Origin of the sequence: Flavobacterium sp., assembly GCF_027482425.1 — a bacterium.
In the GTDB taxonomy this organism is placed as follows: domain Bacteria; phylum Bacteroidota; class Bacteroidia; order Flavobacteriales; family Flavobacteriaceae; genus Flavobacterium.
In genome coordinates this window covers 13,569-30,307 of record NZ_JAIXWA010000078.1, presented here as the reverse complement: position 1 = coordinate 30,307, position 16,739 = coordinate 13,569, and the positions used below count along the sequence as shown (strand labels likewise).

The 16,739-nt window shown below is 44.5% G+C and carries 13 protein-coding genes; 10 read left to right on the top strand and 3 right to left on the bottom strand.

Translation table 11 applies throughout. The features are described from left to right. Positions 1–10: 10 nt before the first annotated feature. Positions 11–1,015, bottom strand: a complete 1,005-nt coding sequence (locus Q0037_RS11420; protein ID WP_297518483.1) for a bifunctional oligoribonuclease/PAP phosphatase NrnA — start codon at positions 1,013–1,015, stop codon at positions 11–13. Between the two features lie 109 nt (positions 1,016–1,124). Then, positions 1,125–2,627 (bottom strand): rhomboid family intramembrane serine protease, encoded by a 1,503-nt coding sequence (locus Q0037_RS11415; RefSeq protein WP_297518481.1) that lies wholly within the window; start codon positions 2,625–2,627, stop codon positions 1,125–1,127. A 440-nt stretch (positions 2,628–3,067) separates the two neighbouring features. On the opposite strand from Q0037_RS11415, the gene Q0037_RS11410 reads away from it, so the two are divergent. The 7 genes from Q0037_RS11410 to yidC all read left to right on the top strand — a co-directional run bounded on the left by Q0037_RS11410 (position 3,068) and on the right by yidC (position 11,544). After that, entirely contained in the window at positions 3,068–3,634 is a 567-nt protein-coding gene (locus Q0037_RS11410) for a trans-aconitate 2-methyltransferase (RefSeq protein WP_297518479.1), read from the top strand. Between the two features lie 157 nt (positions 3,635–3,791). Continuing rightward, a complete protein-coding gene (guaA, locus tag Q0037_RS11405) occupies positions 3,792–5,321 on the top strand; it encodes a glutamine-hydrolyzing GMP synthase (protein WP_297518477.1) in 1,530 nt (509 codons plus the stop codon). A 20-nt stretch (positions 5,322–5,341) separates the two neighbouring features. Next, positions 5,342–7,279, top strand: a complete 1,938-nt coding sequence (locus Q0037_RS11400; RefSeq protein WP_297518475.1) for a LysM peptidoglycan-binding domain-containing protein — start codon at positions 5,342–5,344, stop codon at positions 7,277–7,279. 1 nt (position 7,280) lies between these two features. Further along, positions 7,281–7,688: an OsmC family protein gene (locus Q0037_RS11395; RefSeq protein ID WP_297518472.1), complete on the top strand. Its 408-nt coding sequence runs from the start codon at positions 7,281–7,283 to the stop codon at positions 7,686–7,688. After that, on the top strand, positions 7,685–7,909 hold the full coding sequence (locus Q0037_RS11390) for a DUF3820 family protein (protein WP_297518470.1): 225 nt from the start codon (positions 7,685–7,687) through the stop codon (positions 7,907–7,909). Before Q0037_RS11395 ends, Q0037_RS11390 begins: the two co-directional genes overlap by 4 nt. Before the next feature lie 98 nt (positions 7,910–8,007). Then, entirely contained in the window at positions 8,008–9,618 is a 1,611-nt protein-coding gene (locus Q0037_RS11385) for a CTP synthase (protein WP_297518468.1), read from the top strand. 36 nt (positions 9,619–9,654) lie between these two features. Further along, positions 9,655–11,544, top strand: a complete 1,890-nt coding sequence (yidC, locus tag Q0037_RS11380) for a membrane protein insertase YidC (protein ID WP_297518466.1) — start codon at positions 9,655–9,657, stop codon at positions 11,542–11,544. 274 nt (positions 11,545–11,818) lie between these two features. Here yidC and Q0037_RS11375 read toward each other — a convergent pair whose 3' ends face one another. Continuing rightward, a complete protein-coding gene (locus Q0037_RS11375; protein WP_297518464.1) occupies positions 11,819–12,829 on the bottom strand; it encodes a fasciclin domain-containing protein in 1,011 nt (336 codons plus the stop codon). A 274-nt stretch (positions 12,830–13,103) separates the two neighbouring features. Here Q0037_RS11375 and Q0037_RS11370 point away from each other — a divergent pair, with 274 nt between their 5' ends. The 3 genes from Q0037_RS11370 to Q0037_RS11360 all read left to right on the top strand — a co-directional run bounded on the left by Q0037_RS11370 (position 13,104) and on the right by Q0037_RS11360 (position 16,736). Next, positions 13,104–13,817, top strand: coding sequence for a hypothetical protein (locus tag Q0037_RS11370; RefSeq protein ID WP_297518462.1), 714 nt, complete (start codon positions 13,104–13,106; stop codon positions 13,815–13,817). Positions 13,818–13,891: 74 nt separating this feature from the next. Beyond that, entirely contained in the window at positions 13,892–15,082 is a 1,191-nt protein-coding gene (gene mnmA / locus Q0037_RS11365) for a tRNA 2-thiouridine(34) synthase MnmA (protein WP_297518460.1), read from the top strand. A 55-nt stretch (positions 15,083–15,137) separates the two neighbouring features. Then, positions 15,138–16,736, top strand: a complete 1,599-nt coding sequence (locus tag Q0037_RS11360; RefSeq protein ID WP_297518458.1) for a S8 family serine peptidase — start codon at positions 15,138–15,140, stop codon at positions 16,734–16,736. Positions 16,737–16,739 lie beyond the last annotated feature (3 nt).

The window sequence follows — 16,739 nt, the reverse complement described above, 5'->3', positions numbered from 1 at the left end:
AGCCATAGGATTAGGGGTGGTGTTGGTGTATTAATTTTTCAAAACGTGCAACGGTAGCATCCAGACTTTCAAATGACTTTCCTCCAGCTGCATTTTGGTGTCCGCCTCCTTGAAAGTGGTCCCGAGCAAACTGATTGACATCAAAGGGACCTTGGGAGCGGAAGGATATTTTAATCAAACCCTCGTCACGGTGTTCGATAAACAGCGCTGTCAACAGAATGCCTTTAATGGAAAGTCCATAGTTAACTATGCCTTCGGTATCGCCTTTCACGTAATGGAACGTGTCCAATTCATCTTGCGAAAGTGTGGCATAGGAAGCCTTGTACTCAGGAAAAACTTTCAAGTTTTGCAGTGCACGACCGAGGAGTTGTAAACGGTCGTAGGAGTTGTTATCGTATAATAAAGTAGGGATTTCAGTATTGGGTACGCCCAAATCGATAAATTCTGCCACAATGCGGTGGGTTTCGCCCGTGGTTTTTGGGAAACGAAATTGCCCCGAATCGGTCATAATTCCAGTATACAAACAGGTGGCTACCGTTTTATTAATCCATTGACTTTCGCCTAATTGATGTAAAAAATGATATACCATTTCACAAGTTGAACCGTAACGGGTATCGGAGTAGGTATATTTTGCATAGGTGTCGGGACGTTCGTGGTGGTCGATCATCACTAGGGGCACCGTAAGTGTTTTGAGCACTTGTTCCATATCGCCGGTACGGTGCAAGGCATTGAAATCGAGTGTAAATACCAACGATTGTTCCCGCAACCAACCACTCCAACGGGGACGATCGTGTTCAAAAATCGCCACTTCCTCGGCGCCGGGTAACCATTTTAAAAAGTCGGGAAAATCATTGGGCGACACCACTTTTACCGTATGGCCTCCTTGTTGCAGCGCATGTGCCAAACCAAGTGTACTTCCCATAGCATCGCCATCTGGGTTGCGGTGAGGAATGATTGCAATGGACTGCGGAGTGTCTAAAACTGAACGTAGCGCCAAAAAATCGTTTGTATTCATAGCTTGCGAAGGTACTAAAATTTGCGAAATCAAAGAAGGCGTTTCCATCAATTCCTAGGGTATTTTTTGAAACGTTTTTTGGGTGTTTTTCTTTTACAAAGAACAAAAATTAGTCTCGCATGGGGAGTTTGTACTCCTGAGCGATTTCTTGTATTTGTTGGCGAATGCGACTTCCAATGGATTCAATTTGCATCTCCATGGTCTCGAGAGGCTTTTCGACGGAGGTTTTATCTTGCAGCAGGTCTATTTTATACCGAATGAATTGTTCGTGCAGCGTACAATAAGCGATGCAGTTCTCGTTTAACGTACGAATTTTTTTGGGGAGTGTCGGATTGTTGAGGCGATTGAGGAGCGTTTTATTATTGCGCCAATAGACCAAGCCGGTTTCCTCCAATTGCTCAAGGTATTCGTCGGTAGATGGGCCATCGTATTGGTAACTATCGATGGCAATGGACTCGTTTTGGGCAAATTCCTCCATGGCCGTCCAGTAGTGAAAGAGTTGCATGCGTGGCTGAAGGCTGGTATAGGTGTAGGCATTTCCACCGATAATGATGAGGGTAAAAACCAAGGCGAGTACACTATGCTGCAATAGGCGATGGGTGCGAAAAGCATGATACCCCAATGCCCAAAGAATTCCTGCGCCGAAACCTCCCAAATGCGCTGCCGCATCAATGCCTTCTTCAAAACTGCCAATTAAATTCAACCCCACAAAAACACTGATGGCAATCCAAGCCGAAGTGTTCATGCGGTGGGTGATCGAACGAAACAAAAGCGCGGTACACAAAAAGCCAAAAAGACCAAAAACCGCCCCCGATGCCCCAATGCAAACGATGTTTTCATTCCAAAAAAGACTGCACGAACTCGCCACGAGGCCGGTGCTGAGGTACAAGGCTAACAATCCTTTTTTACCTAAAAAGGGTTCAAGCGACAAACCTACCAGTGCCATTCCGATAGCATTGGAAAGAAGGTGAAATAGGTTGGCATGTAAAAACAAGGCTGTTCCCAACCGCCACCACTCGCCGTCGAGCGTGCGTAGGGTGAAATTAGCGCCCCACTGTACAAGCTGTTCGGGGTTGGCATACCACGGACTTACCCCATTGGCCACCATGATGATCCAGAGCAGTATATTGATGCCGATGAGCGCGGGTGTGAACGTATACCCGGGGGCAGGAATAAGTATTGAAAGCGGGGTATAAAACTGTTTGATTACCGGTGTGGGTTTGAGGCGTTCGGTGATGAGCGCCGCTTGTTCTTGGAGACTGGCTTCGAGGTAGGTCTCTTCTAGGGTAATTTCAGCGCTTTTCTTTTTGAGGGAATTAAAGGCGTTGATAAACAAATCGATGTTTTTGCCATTGCGGCCCGCATCATAGACTTGGTTTCCATTGGAGGCCGAACGGAGCGCAATTTCACCCTCCAGGCATTCTAGGGTAAAGGTTTCGTTCCAACTCCCTGCATAGTTGAGGGTAGTGGCGGTGACGGAGGTTTCGGTAATGGCTATAAGGGACCAACGCAACTCGCGGCATACGCGAAACGCCAAATACCGGTTGAGCGCATTTGAACCTCCAGATTGGGGCAGATACCGAACTTCTTGTGCAGGAAAACCAAAAGCCATGGTAGTAAGTTTGGGGGCAAAGATACGAATATGGAGCAATGTGTCAATTAGTCAATGTGTCAGCCTGACTGAACATTGAACACTGGTCTCCATAAGGGAGATTTAGTGATTAACGATTGTCAATTTGATAAGTTACTGAACACTATACACTCTGTTGCTAAGCAGGCTAACTCATTATTCATAATTCCTAACCCTACCCGCGCGAGGGGTGGCAGTGGAAATCCTTGCCAGAGCTTGCAGAGGCAAGATTGTAACGAACGACCCGACCCGATAGCGTATGTTTCTTTTAAGCCTTGGGTTTGGGATATCGGGGCGCGCCCAAAAAGGCAAACTTCTAGTGTTTCATAGGGCTTATTTTGGGTAGCTGTAGGGAAGCCATCGTTTTGTGAAGTATATCCCGTTTTTTCCTTATTTTAGCCCCATATACAGATACCGTGCCTATGGATTGGAAGAAAAAACTCAAATGGTTGCGCAAGCGACTCACATGGAATTATAAATACGCTATTGGCAAGTGGGACAATATGGGGAGTGAGTCCGATCGGTACAATGCGATTGTGAGCCTGATACGCAGTTGTGCTATCCCCGAACCCCGTATCTTGGACCTCGGCTGTGGGTATGGGGCGCTCATGCAGTACCTCAAGCCTGAGGATTACTCGTATTGTTTGGGGGTTGACCTTTCGGATACGGCGATACTAAAAGCGCGTAAAAAAAACTACCCTAAATGCGATTTTAAAGTGGGCGATATTCATCGTTTTACGCCACCTGGAACCTTCGATATCATTCTTTTTAACGAAGTGCTATACTACCTCGACAACCGAACGGAAGTGGCCGTGCGCTATGCCGGGTATGCCCAACCCAAGGGCTATATGATCGTGTCGCTTTATGATTTGAAGGAATCAATTGTTGCCGACCTGTCACAGGAATTTACCTTTGTTGAAACGCGGGTGGTACACGACAATGACCGTCATGTAGTGTGGGGTATCAACTTGTTTAAACTCTTGCGTTAGTGAAGATGATCCAGGCGGGGATTGTTTACAACCGCCCCAAATTGTGAAAAAGTTGCCGTGAAACCCTTCGGTAAAATTCAGGCATGTCCATTATTTTGTCTAATTTTGCATCCATTATTTTGGCCTTCGGGCCGCTCATGACGACAACACAACACCCATGCAACACAACGTACTTATTCTCGATTTCGGTTCACAGTACACGCAGCTTATTGCCCGACGCGTTCGTGAACTCCACATTTTTTGTGAAATTTTTCCTTACAACCAAATGCCGGAAGACTTATCGTCTTTCAAGGCAGTAATTCTCTCTGGGAGTCCGTTTTCGGTTCGTGCCGAAGACGCACCACATCCCGATTTGAGTCAGATACGCGGTAAGCTCCCGCTCTTGGCCGTTTGTTACGGTGCTCAATATTTGGCGCATTTCAATGGGGGCGAAGTGGCACCGAGTGCAACCCGAGAATATGGGCGTGCAAATTTGACGTACATCAAGGACGATGAGGACTTTTTTGAAGAAATCGCTCTAAATTCCCAAGTCTGGATGAGTCACAGCGATACCATTAAATCTTTACCACCACAAGGCGTTCGTTTGGCAAGTACCAAAGATGTGGAAAACGCCGCCTATCGTTTGGAAGGGGAACCCACATACGCCATTCAATTTCACCCCGAAGTATACCACTCCATCGATGGAAAGCAATTGTTGGAGAATTTTTTAGTTAAAATTGCCCAAGTGCCGCAAAACTTTACCCCCACTGCCTTTGTAGAAGACATCGTAGTAGAGTTGCGCGAGAAAGTGCAAAATGACAAAGTGGTCTTAGGGCTTTCGGGAGGTGTAGATTCAACGGTGGCAGCCGTTCTTTTGCACAAGGCCATCGGAAAAAATTTGTATTGTATTTTCGTGAATAACGGATTGTTGCGTAAGAATGAATTTGAAAATGTGTTGCAACAATACCAAGGGATGGGACTCAATGTAAAAGGGGTTGATGCTTCGGCACGTTTTTTGACTGCTTTGGAAGGCATCAGTGATCCTGAGACCAAACGCAAAACGATTGGCCGGGTTTTTATCGAGGTTTTTGATGACGAAGCCCAGCAATTGACCGAAGTAAAATGGCTTGCACAAGGGACCATTTATCCCGATGTGATTGAGTCGGTTTCGGTAAAAGGACCTTCGGCTACCATCAAATCGCACCATAATGTAGGCGGTTTGCCGGATTTTATGAAATTAAAAATCGTTGAACCCCTGCGCATGTTGTTTAAAGATGAAGTTCGTCGCGTAGGCGCTTCGTTGGGCATTGATGCGGAGTTGTTAGGGCGCCATCCGTTCCCCGGACCGGGCTTGTCGATTCGTATATTAGGCGACATTACCCCCGAAAAAGTACGCATTCTTCAAGAAGTAGATGCCTTATTTATTGACGGCTTGAAAGCGCATGGACTCTATGATAAAGTATGGCAAGCAGGGGCTATTTTACTGCCCGTGAACAGTGTAGGCGTCATGGGCGATGAGCGTACCTACGAAAAAGTAGTCGCCTTGCGTGCGGTAGAATCGACCGACGGGATGACTGCCGACTGGGTGCACTTGCCGTATGATTTTTTGATGAAAATCTCCAACGAGATAATCAATAAGGTACGCGGGGTAAATCGCGTAGTGTATGACATCAGTTCTAAGCCTCCAGCCACCATTGAATGGGAATAACGATTTAAAACGAAAACGGGATGAAAGGGATTTATTGGGGATGGGTACTGAGCTTTTTATGCAGTATTTCCCTTAACGCACAAAACCGAACGCACAAAGTTGTCGCAGGAGAAACGGTGGTTTCTTTGGCTCAAAAATACCAAGTAACGCCGTATGACCTGTACAAGGTAAATCCTGAGGCCAAAAACGGACTCAAACCCGCCATTGTACTTGTGCTGCCGCCGAATGCTGTAGTGCCAAAAACTAAAGCGACTCCGGCGGTTGCAGCGAATAAACCCAATACAACGGCAGCACAAACTCCTGTTCCAGCCACCCACACCGTGCTGGCCAAAGAAACGGTCTTTAGCATTTCCAAAAAGTATGGACTACCTGCAGGGGCTTTGGAAGCCTTAAATCCGCAACTCAAAACAAGTGGTTTGCAAACAGGAATGGTGTTGGTGTTGAAAAAAGGCGTGCCGACACCCAAACCCATGCCGGCTCCTTCAACAACCGAAATTACCCATGTGGTGCAGGCGCAAGAAACCAAGTACGGGATTGCCACCCGCTATGGGATTAGTGTTGCCGAGTTGGAAGCTCAAAACCCAACGATTGCCGACAGTTTACCCGTAGGCGCGGTGTTGAAAATAAAGAAAAGTGCCTCCAAACCTGCTCCAATAGTGACAGAACCGATAAAAATCAAACCAGTTGAAACGCTTTCGTATACGGTACAAAACGGGGAAACGGTATTTAGTTTGAGCCGTCAATTTGGCCTGTCAGAAGCGGCATTGTTGCGCCTGAATCCCGAACTAAAAGACGGACTCAAAGAAGGCATGATGTTGCAAGTCCCCCCGCAAGTTTCATTCGCCAAAAACCGCACGGACAGTGGATTAAAAGACCTATCACAATCCGCCAACCGACAAAAGCGTCGAGAGTTGGTGCTATTTTTACCTTTTAATGCCGCTAAAATTCAGAATGATACCGTAACAGGAGTGGTCGAACGCTTGAAGAAGGATAAGTTTTTAAACATGACGTTGGACTTTTATTCGGGCGCTTTGATGGCGATTGATTCGGCGCGCACCTTGGGTTTGAACGTGAATATCCGTATTTTTGATTCACAAGAGTCCCGACAATCGACCGCAGCTTTGGATTTGCTTAAGCAAGAAGATTTTTCTCAGGTAGATGCTGTAATCGGTCCGTTTTACCAAATCAACGTCGAAAAAGTAGCGGCGGCCTTGGAAACTCAAAAAATTCCGGTGATTTCGCCTTTATCCCGTGAGGAAGGGAAGAGTTACAGCAACTTGTTTCAATCGACTCCTTTGCCCGATGCTACCAAAGCGGCTATGTTGGATTACCTTCAAGCCAAAAATGGCAATATCATTGCGGTAGTTTCTCCCAAAAAACTGTCCATGCGGCAGTATTTAAGGGATTATTATGAAGGCGTAAAAATAGTAGGGGTTGCCGAAAACGGCTCGGTAGTTGCAGACAGTATTAAAAAACATTTTGTGAAAGACCGCATGAACTATGTGATTTTGGCAACTGAGAAAACGGGAGCTGTTATGACAACCACCGCTTCTATGGTGGCCGCACAAAAAGACTACAAAGTACAATTGGTCATTTTGGAAGCCAATGAGACTTTAGATTACGAAGAGATTCCAATAGCACGTTTGACTAAGTTGAAATTGATGTACCCATCGGTCACGCGTGAGAACGACAGTCCCACCGCCGAGCAATTTGATTTGGCTTACCGGAAAAAGAATAAAGTATTTCCCAATACCTATGCGATTCGCGGGTTTGATGTCACGTTTGATACTCTTTTGCGTATTTCGCAAGAAAATGGATTTTTAGGAACTTTAGACGCGGCCTCCGAGCATTTGGAAAACCGTTTTGATTACGCCCGTAAAGTTTCGGGAGGCTATGCCAATACGGGAATTTACATTTTATATTACGATGAAGATTTACAATTAAAACAAGCAAATTAATATGGCTACTTCACGCGTTACGTACCAAGGGGAACTGCGGACTTCCTCCGAGCATTTGCAGTCCGGTTCGATCACAATCTCCGATGCTCCTGTTGATAACCAAGGAAAAGGAGCGGCCTTTTCACCTACGGACACGGTTGCCAATGCCTTGGCAAGTTGTATGTTTACCGTGATGGGGATCAAAGCTCGGGATTTAGGAGTGGATTTAGCGGGTTCGACTGCTGAGGTAACCAAAGTGATGGGAACCGATCCCCGACGCATTTCGGCAATTCATATTGTATTCAACTTTGTGACCGCTGTAGATGAAAAAACAAAAATCATTTTAGAGCGCACCGCCATGACGTGTCCTGTGCATTACAGTTTACATCCCGAGATTACGCAGGACATTGTGTTCCATTGGCCGGCATGAATCCCCAGCACAAAGCCTTACTCGATTTAGCCCACGCACAAATGCCTTATGGTAAATACAAAGGACGGTATTTGATTGATTTGCCCGAGTATTATGTCGTGTGGTTGCAAAATAACCGTTTGCCCTCGGGAACCTTGGGTGCTCAATTGCGCTTGGTTCATGAGTTGCAAGTCAACGGGCTGGAAGATTTGGTTCGTCGGTTGCGTACCTCTTCGCGTTAGGTTGATAACTCCTAATAAAATGCATGACGTCCCATTTTTAGATTGGCGGATAAGTTTGTATTTTTGGCCGAAAATTACAACAACACAACACACCACGAATGAATACTACAAAGTACATCTTTGTCACCGGCGGGGTTACTTCCTCGTTGGGTAAAGGAATTATTGCAGCTTCTTTAGCCAAACTATTGCAAGCCCGCGGCTACCGCACCACTATCCAAAAATTTGACCCCTACATCAACGTCGATCCGGGAACGCTCAATCCCTACGAGCACGGCGAATGTTTTGTTACCGATGACGGTGCAGAGACCGATTTGGACTTAGGGCATTACGAACGTTTTTTGAATGTTCCTACTTCACAAGCCAATAATGTAACTACCGGTAGGGTATATCTTTCGGTGATTGAGAAAGAGCGTCGTGGTGAGTTTTTAGGCAAAACGGTGCAAGTGGTACCACATATTACCAATGAAATTAAATCCCGCATGCAGTTATTGGGGCAAACGGGCGATTACGATATTATCATTACCGAGATTGGTGGAACGGTGGGGGACATTGAGTCCTTGCCCTACATCGAATCGGTACGTCAATTGGTTTGGGAACTAGGAGAGCACAACAGTATTGTGATTCATCTCACCTTAGTCCCGTATTTGGCGGCGGCAGGCGAATTGAAAACCAAACCAACCCAGCACTCCGTAAAGACCTTGATGGAAAGCGGAATCAAAGCCGATATTTTGGTTTGCCGCACAGAGCATGAACTTTCGGCGGAATTGCGGCAAAAGTTGGCGTTGTTTTGCAACGTAACCAAAGAAGCGGTCATCCAATCCATTGATGCGAAAACCATTTATGAAGTACCCAACCTAATGCTCAACGAAGGGTTGGATGTGGTAGCGTTAAAGAAATTGAACCTTCCAGAGAAGTCAGCCCCCGATTTAGACCAATGGAATGCTTTTTTAACACGTCATAAGAATCCGAAGCACACCATCAACATCGGATTGGTGGGGAAATATGTTGAATTGCAAGATTCGTATAAATCCATTTTAGAAGCCTTTATTCATGCCGGTGCCGCCAACGAGACTAAGGTCAATGTGGTGAGCATTCATTCGGAATACATTGATGCTTCCAATGTGGCCGAAAGGCTTAAGGATATTGATGGGATTTTGGTGGCTCCTGGTTTTGGGGAGCGCGGGATTGAAGGGAAAATAGCTACGGTTCAATATGCACGTGAGCATCATCTGCCCTTCTTTGGAATTTGTTTGGGGATGCAAATGGCCGTTATTGAATATACGCGCCATGTACTTCATTTGGCAGAAGCCAATTCGACCGAAATGAATCCCGACACGCCGCATCCTGTCATTGATTTGATGGAAAGTCAAAAAAACGTTACTGAAAAAGGAGGAACGATGCGTTTGGGTGCTTGGACCTGCAATTTAAAGCCCGGAACCTTAGCGCATCGCATTTATGGAAAAGATCAGATAAGCGAGCGTCACCGCCATCGATATGAATATAACAACCGCTATGCCGAGGCCTTGCAAAAGGCAGGATTGGTTAGTTCAGGGATCAATCCAGAAACCGGTTTGGTTGAAATTGTCGAGTTGGAAAACCATCCGTTCTTCATTGGTGTTCAATACCATCCTGAATATAAGAGTACCGTTACAAATCCACAGCCAATTTTTGTTAGCTTTGTAGCCGCAATTGTAAAAAATAAAAAGTAAGCTGTGGCTTGAGTGTCCAGCGCAATGTAGACTATAATGGAAGAAAAAAAGTTTGATAAGAATTCGGTTATCGGATTCGCCCTGCTCTTTGTATTGATTCTGTGGATGATGTATAACTCCAGTCAGGAGCAGCAAAAAGCCCAAACGGGTAAAACGACCACAGCTCAAAAATCCACTTCAAAAAAAGACACCCCTGCCGTAACGCCTGTTCCACCTACCGATACTACGGCAACTGATAGCAATGCGGTGAAAGCCGCCGAATCGAAGTTCGGTAAATTTGCCTACGCGGCAACATTGCCCTCAGCCAAAGGAGGAACGACTGTATTGGAAAATGACTTGGTGAAAATCGTGGTGGCCAATCAGGGAGGCGCGGTGCAACAAGTGATCTTGAAAAAATTTGAAAAGTTCCGCAAAAATTCGGGACAGTTGGTGCAATTGGTCGATCAGAAAAACACCCAATTCAACTTAGAAGTCAAAACAACCGATAACCGCGTGTTACAAACGAAAGATTTGTTTTTTGAACCCCAACTGACCAAAGTGGGCGCCGATCAGGTCTTGTCGATGAAACTCAAAGCGGGTCCCAATGCGTTTTTGGAATATAAGTATGTTTTAAAAGCCAATGATTATATGTTGGATTTTGATGTGCGTTCCCAAGGATTGCGCAATGTTTTGGCTCCGAATGACCCAGTGCAATTGGACTGGTCGTTAAAAACCTTCCGTAATGAGATTAGCATTCCGTATGAAAATCGCTATACGGAGACCATTTTTGAATATGAAGATGGCAAAGACGATTATGTAGGGCAAGGCCAAGGAAAAGAAGAAAATCCAGAGGCAGTGACCTATGTGGCCTACCGTCAGCATTTCTTTGCCACGGTATTGATGACCAATAAACCGTTTAAAATGGCCAAGCTAACCTCGGATGATTTGGTGAAAGATGCTGAAAAAGATACCGTATTTACCAAACAATTGACAACGCGTGTGCCTTTGGAATTGGCGCAAGGCGAATTGGATTATAAAATGAATTGGTATTTCGGGCCAGCCGATTATAAGCTTTTGAACAGTTACGACCGCAATTTGGATGAAGTGGTTCCGATGGGTTGGGGTGTATTCGGTTGGATAAATAAATTCATTTTTGTTCCCTTATTTGGACTGTTAGGCGGGTGGATGGCTTTTGGATGGGCGATTATTTTGTTCACCATCATCATCAAATTGGCCATGTCTCCCATTACGTTCAAGTCGTTCTTATCCCAAGCCAAAATGAAGGTGTTGCGTCCCGAGATTACCGAACTGAACAATAAGCATAAAGATCCGGTGAAGCGTCAACAAGAGATGATGAAATTATACTCTAAGGCGGGTGTCAATCCGATGGCAGGATGTATTCCTGCACTGATTCAATTGCCTTTTGTATATGCTTCCTTTCAGTTTTTCCCCGCGGCTATCGAATTGCGTCAGAAAAGCTTTTTATGGGCCGAGGATTTATCGTCGTTTGATGCCATTGCCAAATTACCGTTTTATATTCCGCTCTACGGAAACCATATTAGTTTGTTCCCAATTTTAGCAGCTATTGCGATTTTCTTCTATATGAAAATGACTTCAGGCGATAATGCGGCCATGGCACAACCCGCACAAGAGGGAATGCCTGATATGGCCAAGTTGATGAAGATTATGATTTATGTGTCGCCCATCATGATGTTGATTTTCTTCAATAGCTACGGTTCAGGTTTGAGTTTGTACAACTTTATGTCCAACGTTGTCACTATTGGTGTGATGTTGGTGATCAAGAAGTATTTTATTGATAGCGATAAAATCCACGCACAAATTCAAGAAAACAAACAAAAGCCTGCTAAAGAGAGCAAGTTTCAACGCAAAATGCGCGAGATGATGGAACAAGCCGAAGCGCAGAAGCAATTAAAAGGAAAGAAGTAAATCAAATTTAATTATATGAAAAGGTTGTCTACGGGCAGCCTTTTTTTATGGTTTTTACGGAAAAGAAAATAGGGAATCTTTACTGTGGTTTCTTCAATACAACAACCCTTATAGCTTACTTGTAAATGGCTTTAGTTTTCCAATTTGTTGATTAGCAACGGAGCTTAGAAGGTATAGTTTTATATGTAAAATCCTTTCGCATCAAGGTAATTCATAGTCCAAAAAAAAGACTGCCCGAAGGCAGTCTTTCTATAGTATGAAGAAAATTTACGAATTACAACTGGGGCTGTAATACGCGATTTATTCCGTGAATCACACCATTTGAACACTGAACATCAGCTTGGTTAACACGGGCTAAATTGTTGGCAAAGTCACGAATATCTACTGTTCCTGAGCCTAAGATTACCGTAGTGTTTTGAACTGGACTTGTAATCATCGGAATAGATTGGTTGTTAGTCAATTGGTTAGAACGTACATTTCCAGCAACCGTTACGTGGTATTGTAATACTTTAGATACTTGAGCTGGCGTAGCACCTACAGCAAATCCAGTACCTGTAGTAGCTGCAGTAAAGGCTGCATTGTCAGGAGCGAATACTGTAGCTGGAGCCGTAGCTGTCAAACCATTCAACGCTGCTAAAACCGCTGATTGATCTCCAAAAGCCCCTGAAGCACCACTAGTTACTACAGCTTGTAACGTATCAAACTGAGGGTTAGCGACAACATGATTTACAACCTTTGGAATAGCGATCACATTACTTACAACGTGAATGATACCATTACTAGCATCGATATCAGCCGTAGCTACGGTTGAACCACCATTAGAAGCACCACCATTGATTGTTACGGTATTTCCTGATTTTTGTACAAACATACTGATGGTAGGAGCACCCGTAGTTGTGTTGATTGGAGACAAGGTTGATACATACACGGCGGGTGGAATCGCTGAGCTCGCAATTTCAGTTCCAATAACGTGATTCAACAATAAGTTTTTCAATACCGGTACAGGAACCGCTTCAACGTTAGCAAATCCATTGGCACTTAAGAAAGCAGCAAAGGCATCATTCGTTGGAGCAAAAACAGTGAAGTTTCCACTACCACTCAAAACTCCTGTTAATTCAGCACGGTTTAAAGCGGTAACCAAAGAAGAAAGGTTTGCAGTGCGTGAGGCAATACCGGCAATTGTGTTGTCGGGTTGTGCATTGTTGTTGTCGTCATCGCTACAAGCGGTTAGACCCAGCGCCATGAATGCAATCAAAGCGAATTGTTTTAATCTGTTTGTTTTCATAAGACAATTTTTTAAAAAGTTTCACCGAAAGTAAGGGGTCTATTTTGTTTAATAATAATCAAGAAAGCCTAAACAGAACATTTTGTAAAATTCTTAACTTTTTTGTTTAACGTTTCCCTATAACGTTTTCGTTTTTGTGAATTGTTTAAGGTTTATCGTTAAACAATTGTGAAGTTTAAAATGTAAGAAAAAACCTAAATATAATTTTATCCAACTTTGTTACATTTGTGTACGAAAAGAGGTTTTTTTTCGTTTTATAACTAAACATTTATTTATGCGCTACCTTCTCCTTTTTTGTATGTGTGTTCAATGGCTTTGTGCCCAATCCATTAATCAGCTGGATGCACAAGGAAAGAAACATGGAATTTGGAAAGGAACCTATGCCGATACTGGGCGCCCCCGCTATGAAGGAACCTTTGAGCATGGTAAAGAGGTGGGTACTTTTCGCTTTTTTGACAATACCAAAGAAGGCTCCGTTATAGCCACGCGCGAGTTCAATCCCAAGGACAATTCCTGCTATACGATTGTGTATACCCCCAAAGGCAACAAAGTCAGTGAGGGTAAATTGGTCAATCGCTTGGAAGAAGGCGAATGGAAATTTTACCATGAAGATTCGCCTCAAATCATGACATTAGAATTCTATGTGAAAGGCAAGTTAAACGGTACGCGCAAAGTTTTTTATAAAAGCGGGACCTTAGCTGAGGAATGTGGTTTCAAAAATGGTCTGCGCGAAGGGGTGTACCGCAAAATTACTGAGCAAGGATTGGTACTAGAGGAAAGTACTTATAAAAATGGTGAATATGACGGCCCCGCGGTATTTCGCACGGCCGATAACAAGATTGCTGCCCGAGGAACTTTTGTTAAAGGCAAAAAAGAGGGCATCTGGGAGGTTTTGGAAAAAGGAAAACTAGTTAAAAAAGATATGGGAAAGCAAAAAGTTCGCAAATTTGTCAAAAAACCCATCACTCGTGAAGAAGACCGCGAGTAACGCCCTTTAATTCCTCTCCTGTAACAGGCTCATAACTCATAACTTTTTCCCGTACCTTTGCATAAAAATAAAGTATGAAACGTGTCGTAGTGGGTTTATCGGGAGGAGTCGATTCTAGCGTAGCCGCATACGTATTGAAAGAACAAGGCTATGACGTCATCGGCCTTTTTATGAAAAACTGGCATGATGATTCCGTGACGATTTCCAACGAATGTCCTTGGTTGGAGGACAGCAACGATGCCTTATTGGTAGCTGAAAAACTGGGTATTCCCTTCCAAACTGTTGATCTCAGTGCCGAGTACAAAGAGCGTATTGTGAACTATATGTTCAACGAGTACGAAAACGGACGTACACCCAATCCCGATGTTTTGTGTAATCGCGAAATCAAGTTCGACGTCTTTATGCGTATTGCTCTTGATTTGGGTGCCGACTTCGTCGCTACGGGTCATTACTGCCGTAAAGCGACACTCGAAGTCGACGGCAAAGAAGTCCACCAATTGTTGGCAGGAGTCGATAGAAATAAAGACCAGTCCTATTTCCTCTGTCAACTCTCGCAAGCGCAATTGGCCAAGGCGTTGTTTCCTATTGGCGATTTGACCAAACCCGAGGTGCGTGAAATTGCTACAAAAATGGACTTAGTAACCGCCGAGAAAAAGGATTCGCAAGGCCTATGTTTCATCGGAAAAGTGCGTTTGCCCGAATTTTTACAACAACAATTGCAACCCAAAGAAGGGAGTATTATCGAAATTCTAGCTACCGATCCATGTTACCAACAACCCCTTCCCGAAGGAATTGCTCTGGAGGATTTATTGCAGTTACAAGCTAAACCGTTTACCTACACGATTACTCAAGGCAAAAAAGTGGGACAACACCAAGGCGCCCATTACTTTACGATTGGCCAACGTAAAGGCTTGAATGTTGGCGGTACGGTTGACCCCTTATTTATTATCGCCTCTGATGTAAAAGAAAATATTATTTATACGGGACAAGGACAGCAACATCCCGGTTTATTTCGTCAAGCGCTCCACATTCAACCTCACGAGGTGCATTGGATTCGAGAGGATTTGAGGCTCAATAATGGGGAATCGATTCAAGTCGAAGTCCGTATTCGCTACCGTCAGCCACTGCAAAAAGCAACCTTATACCAGTTTGAATCAGGTGTATACATTGCGTTTGAATCGCCTCAATCGGCCATTACTCAGGGACAGTTTGCAGCATGGTATCAGGGAGAGGAATTGCTGGGTTCCGGGGTAATTTCTTCTTAAATTAACATTCGTCCCGCGCAATTATTTGTATTTTTGATTCCAAAGCCTTATTGCTATGCGAAACCTGTTCCTTATTTTATTTTGGATTTCTACTTTTAGTTGGGCACAAGAAGATGCACGGGTTTATTTTACGGATAAGCCCAATGCCCAAGCCTATTTTGATGCGCCCTTAACCATGTTGACGCAACGCGCTTTGGACCGAAGAGTCCAACAAAATATTCCGTTATCGCTTGATGACGTTCCTGTTGAAGCCACCTACATTGAGACCATTTCTAATGTTCCTGGAATCACCTATAAAGCCCAATCCAAATGGATGAACTGCATCCATGTTCGGGGCTCGATAACTGCGATTCAAGGGTTGGCGTCTTTGCCTTTTGTGGAGCGCATCGTTTTTGCCAATCCGCAACTCAATGCCAAAAGCACGACACAAGCACCCACCATACAGCCGAAGACAATGGCGTTGCAAACTACCTATTCGTATGGGAATGCTCAAAACCAAGTCACGATGTTGAACACGCATTTGCTACATCAACAAAATCATGCAGGAGCTGGGAAAATCATTGCCGTATTAGATTCGGGTTTCCAAGGGGTCGACAATGCACCGCCTTTTCAATCATTGTTTAGTCAAAATCGTTATCTGGGCGGTTATAATTATGTATCCCAATCGACCAACGTCTTCGATTTGCATAACCATGGAACCTTAGTCCTTTCTTCAATGGCAGCCGTAACTGATGGCATTTTGGTAGGTACAGCTCCCACAGCGAGTTATTACCTGTTTATAACCGAAGACGTCATGGAGGAGAATCCTGTAGAGGAAAGTTATTGGGTGCAAGCCGCCGAAGAAGCCGATCGCTTGGGCTGCGACATCATAAGCAGTTCTTTGGGGTATTATGGTTATGATAATCCCGCTTACAGTTATACCTACAGCAACCTTACAGGCAATCAAGCTTTTGCTTCCCAAGGCGCTAATAAAGCCTTTTCGAAAGGAATGGTTGTCGTGGTGAGTGCCGGTAATTCGGGGAATTCTACGGCGCCTTATGTCGCTGTTCCCGCCGAAGCAACGCATGCTTTAGCAATTGGTGCTGTGGACTCCATGGAGTTTCGCGCCAGTTTTAGTTCGATAGGCCCCACTTTTGATGGCCGTGTAAAACCCGACTTGATGGCCCGAGGGGTAGGCGCCGCAGTGTGTACGCCCCAAGGAGATTTTACGTATTTAAGCGGGACCTCTTTATCTTGTCCCCTTATTTCGGGATCCATTGCTTGTTTTTGGGCCGCTGTACCTCAATTAACCAACCAGCAAGTGGTGGACTTGGTGAAGCAATCTGCCGATCGTTTTACAAATCCTACCATGGAATACGGTTATGGTGTGCCTGACTTTGCAGCAGCTTTATCCAATGCCTTGTCGGTTGCTTCATTTTCAACGTCTTCCGTAAAAGTGTACCCCAATCCTTTCCAAGATAAGGTCACGATTCAAGGAGATTTTGTTGCACCTACAACTTTAAAATTGTTTAACGCCTTAGGACAATTAGTCCGAGAAACACCTATCACTTCAGGCCAAACTATTGTTGACTTAGCAGATTTCCCCGCCGGTTGGTTCACCTACATGCTTCAAAGTGGTGCGCAAACCTCTACTGGGAAACTTATAAAACCGTAATTA

Bases quoted from the DNA above. Each gene is read 5' to 3' on its own strand.
- Q0037_RS11420 (WP_297518483.1), bottom strand. From the start codon at position 1,015: ATGAATACAAACGATTTTTTGGCGCTACGTTCAGTTTTAGACACTCCG.
- Q0037_RS11415 (WP_297518481.1), bottom strand. From the start codon at position 2,627: ATGGCTTTTGGTTTTCCTGCACAAGAAGTTCGGTATCTGCCCCAATCT.
- Q0037_RS11410 (WP_297518479.1), top strand. From the start codon at position 3,068: ATGGATTGGAAGAAAAAACTCAAATGGTTGCGCAAGCGACTCACATGG.
- guaA (WP_297518477.1), top strand. From the start codon at position 3,792: ATGCAACACAACGTACTTATTCTCGATTTCGGTTCACAGTACACGCAG.
- Q0037_RS11400 (WP_297518475.1), top strand. From the start codon at position 5,342: ATGAAAGGGATTTATTGGGGATGGGTACTGAGCTTTTTATGCAGTATT.
- Q0037_RS11395 (WP_297518472.1), top strand. From the start codon at position 7,281: ATGGCTACTTCACGCGTTACGTACCAAGGGGAACTGCGGACTTCCTCC.
- Q0037_RS11390 (WP_297518470.1), top strand. From the start codon at position 7,685: ATGAATCCCCAGCACAAAGCCTTACTCGATTTAGCCCACGCACAAATG.
- Q0037_RS11385 (WP_297518468.1), top strand. From the start codon at position 8,008: ATGAATACTACAAAGTACATCTTTGTCACCGGCGGGGTTACTTCCTCG.
- yidC (WP_297518466.1), top strand. From the start codon at position 9,655: ATGGAAGAAAAAAAGTTTGATAAGAATTCGGTTATCGGATTCGCCCTG.
- Q0037_RS11375 (WP_297518464.1), bottom strand. From the start codon at position 12,829: ATGAAAACAAACAGATTAAAACAATTCGCTTTGATTGCATTCATGGCG.
- Q0037_RS11370 (WP_297518462.1), top strand. From the start codon at position 13,104: ATGCGCTACCTTCTCCTTTTTTGTATGTGTGTTCAATGGCTTTGTGCC.
- mnmA (WP_297518460.1), top strand. From the start codon at position 13,892: ATGAAACGTGTCGTAGTGGGTTTATCGGGAGGAGTCGATTCTAGCGTA.
- Q0037_RS11360 (WP_297518458.1), top strand. From the start codon at position 15,138: ATGCGAAACCTGTTCCTTATTTTATTTTGGATTTCTACTTTTAGTTGG.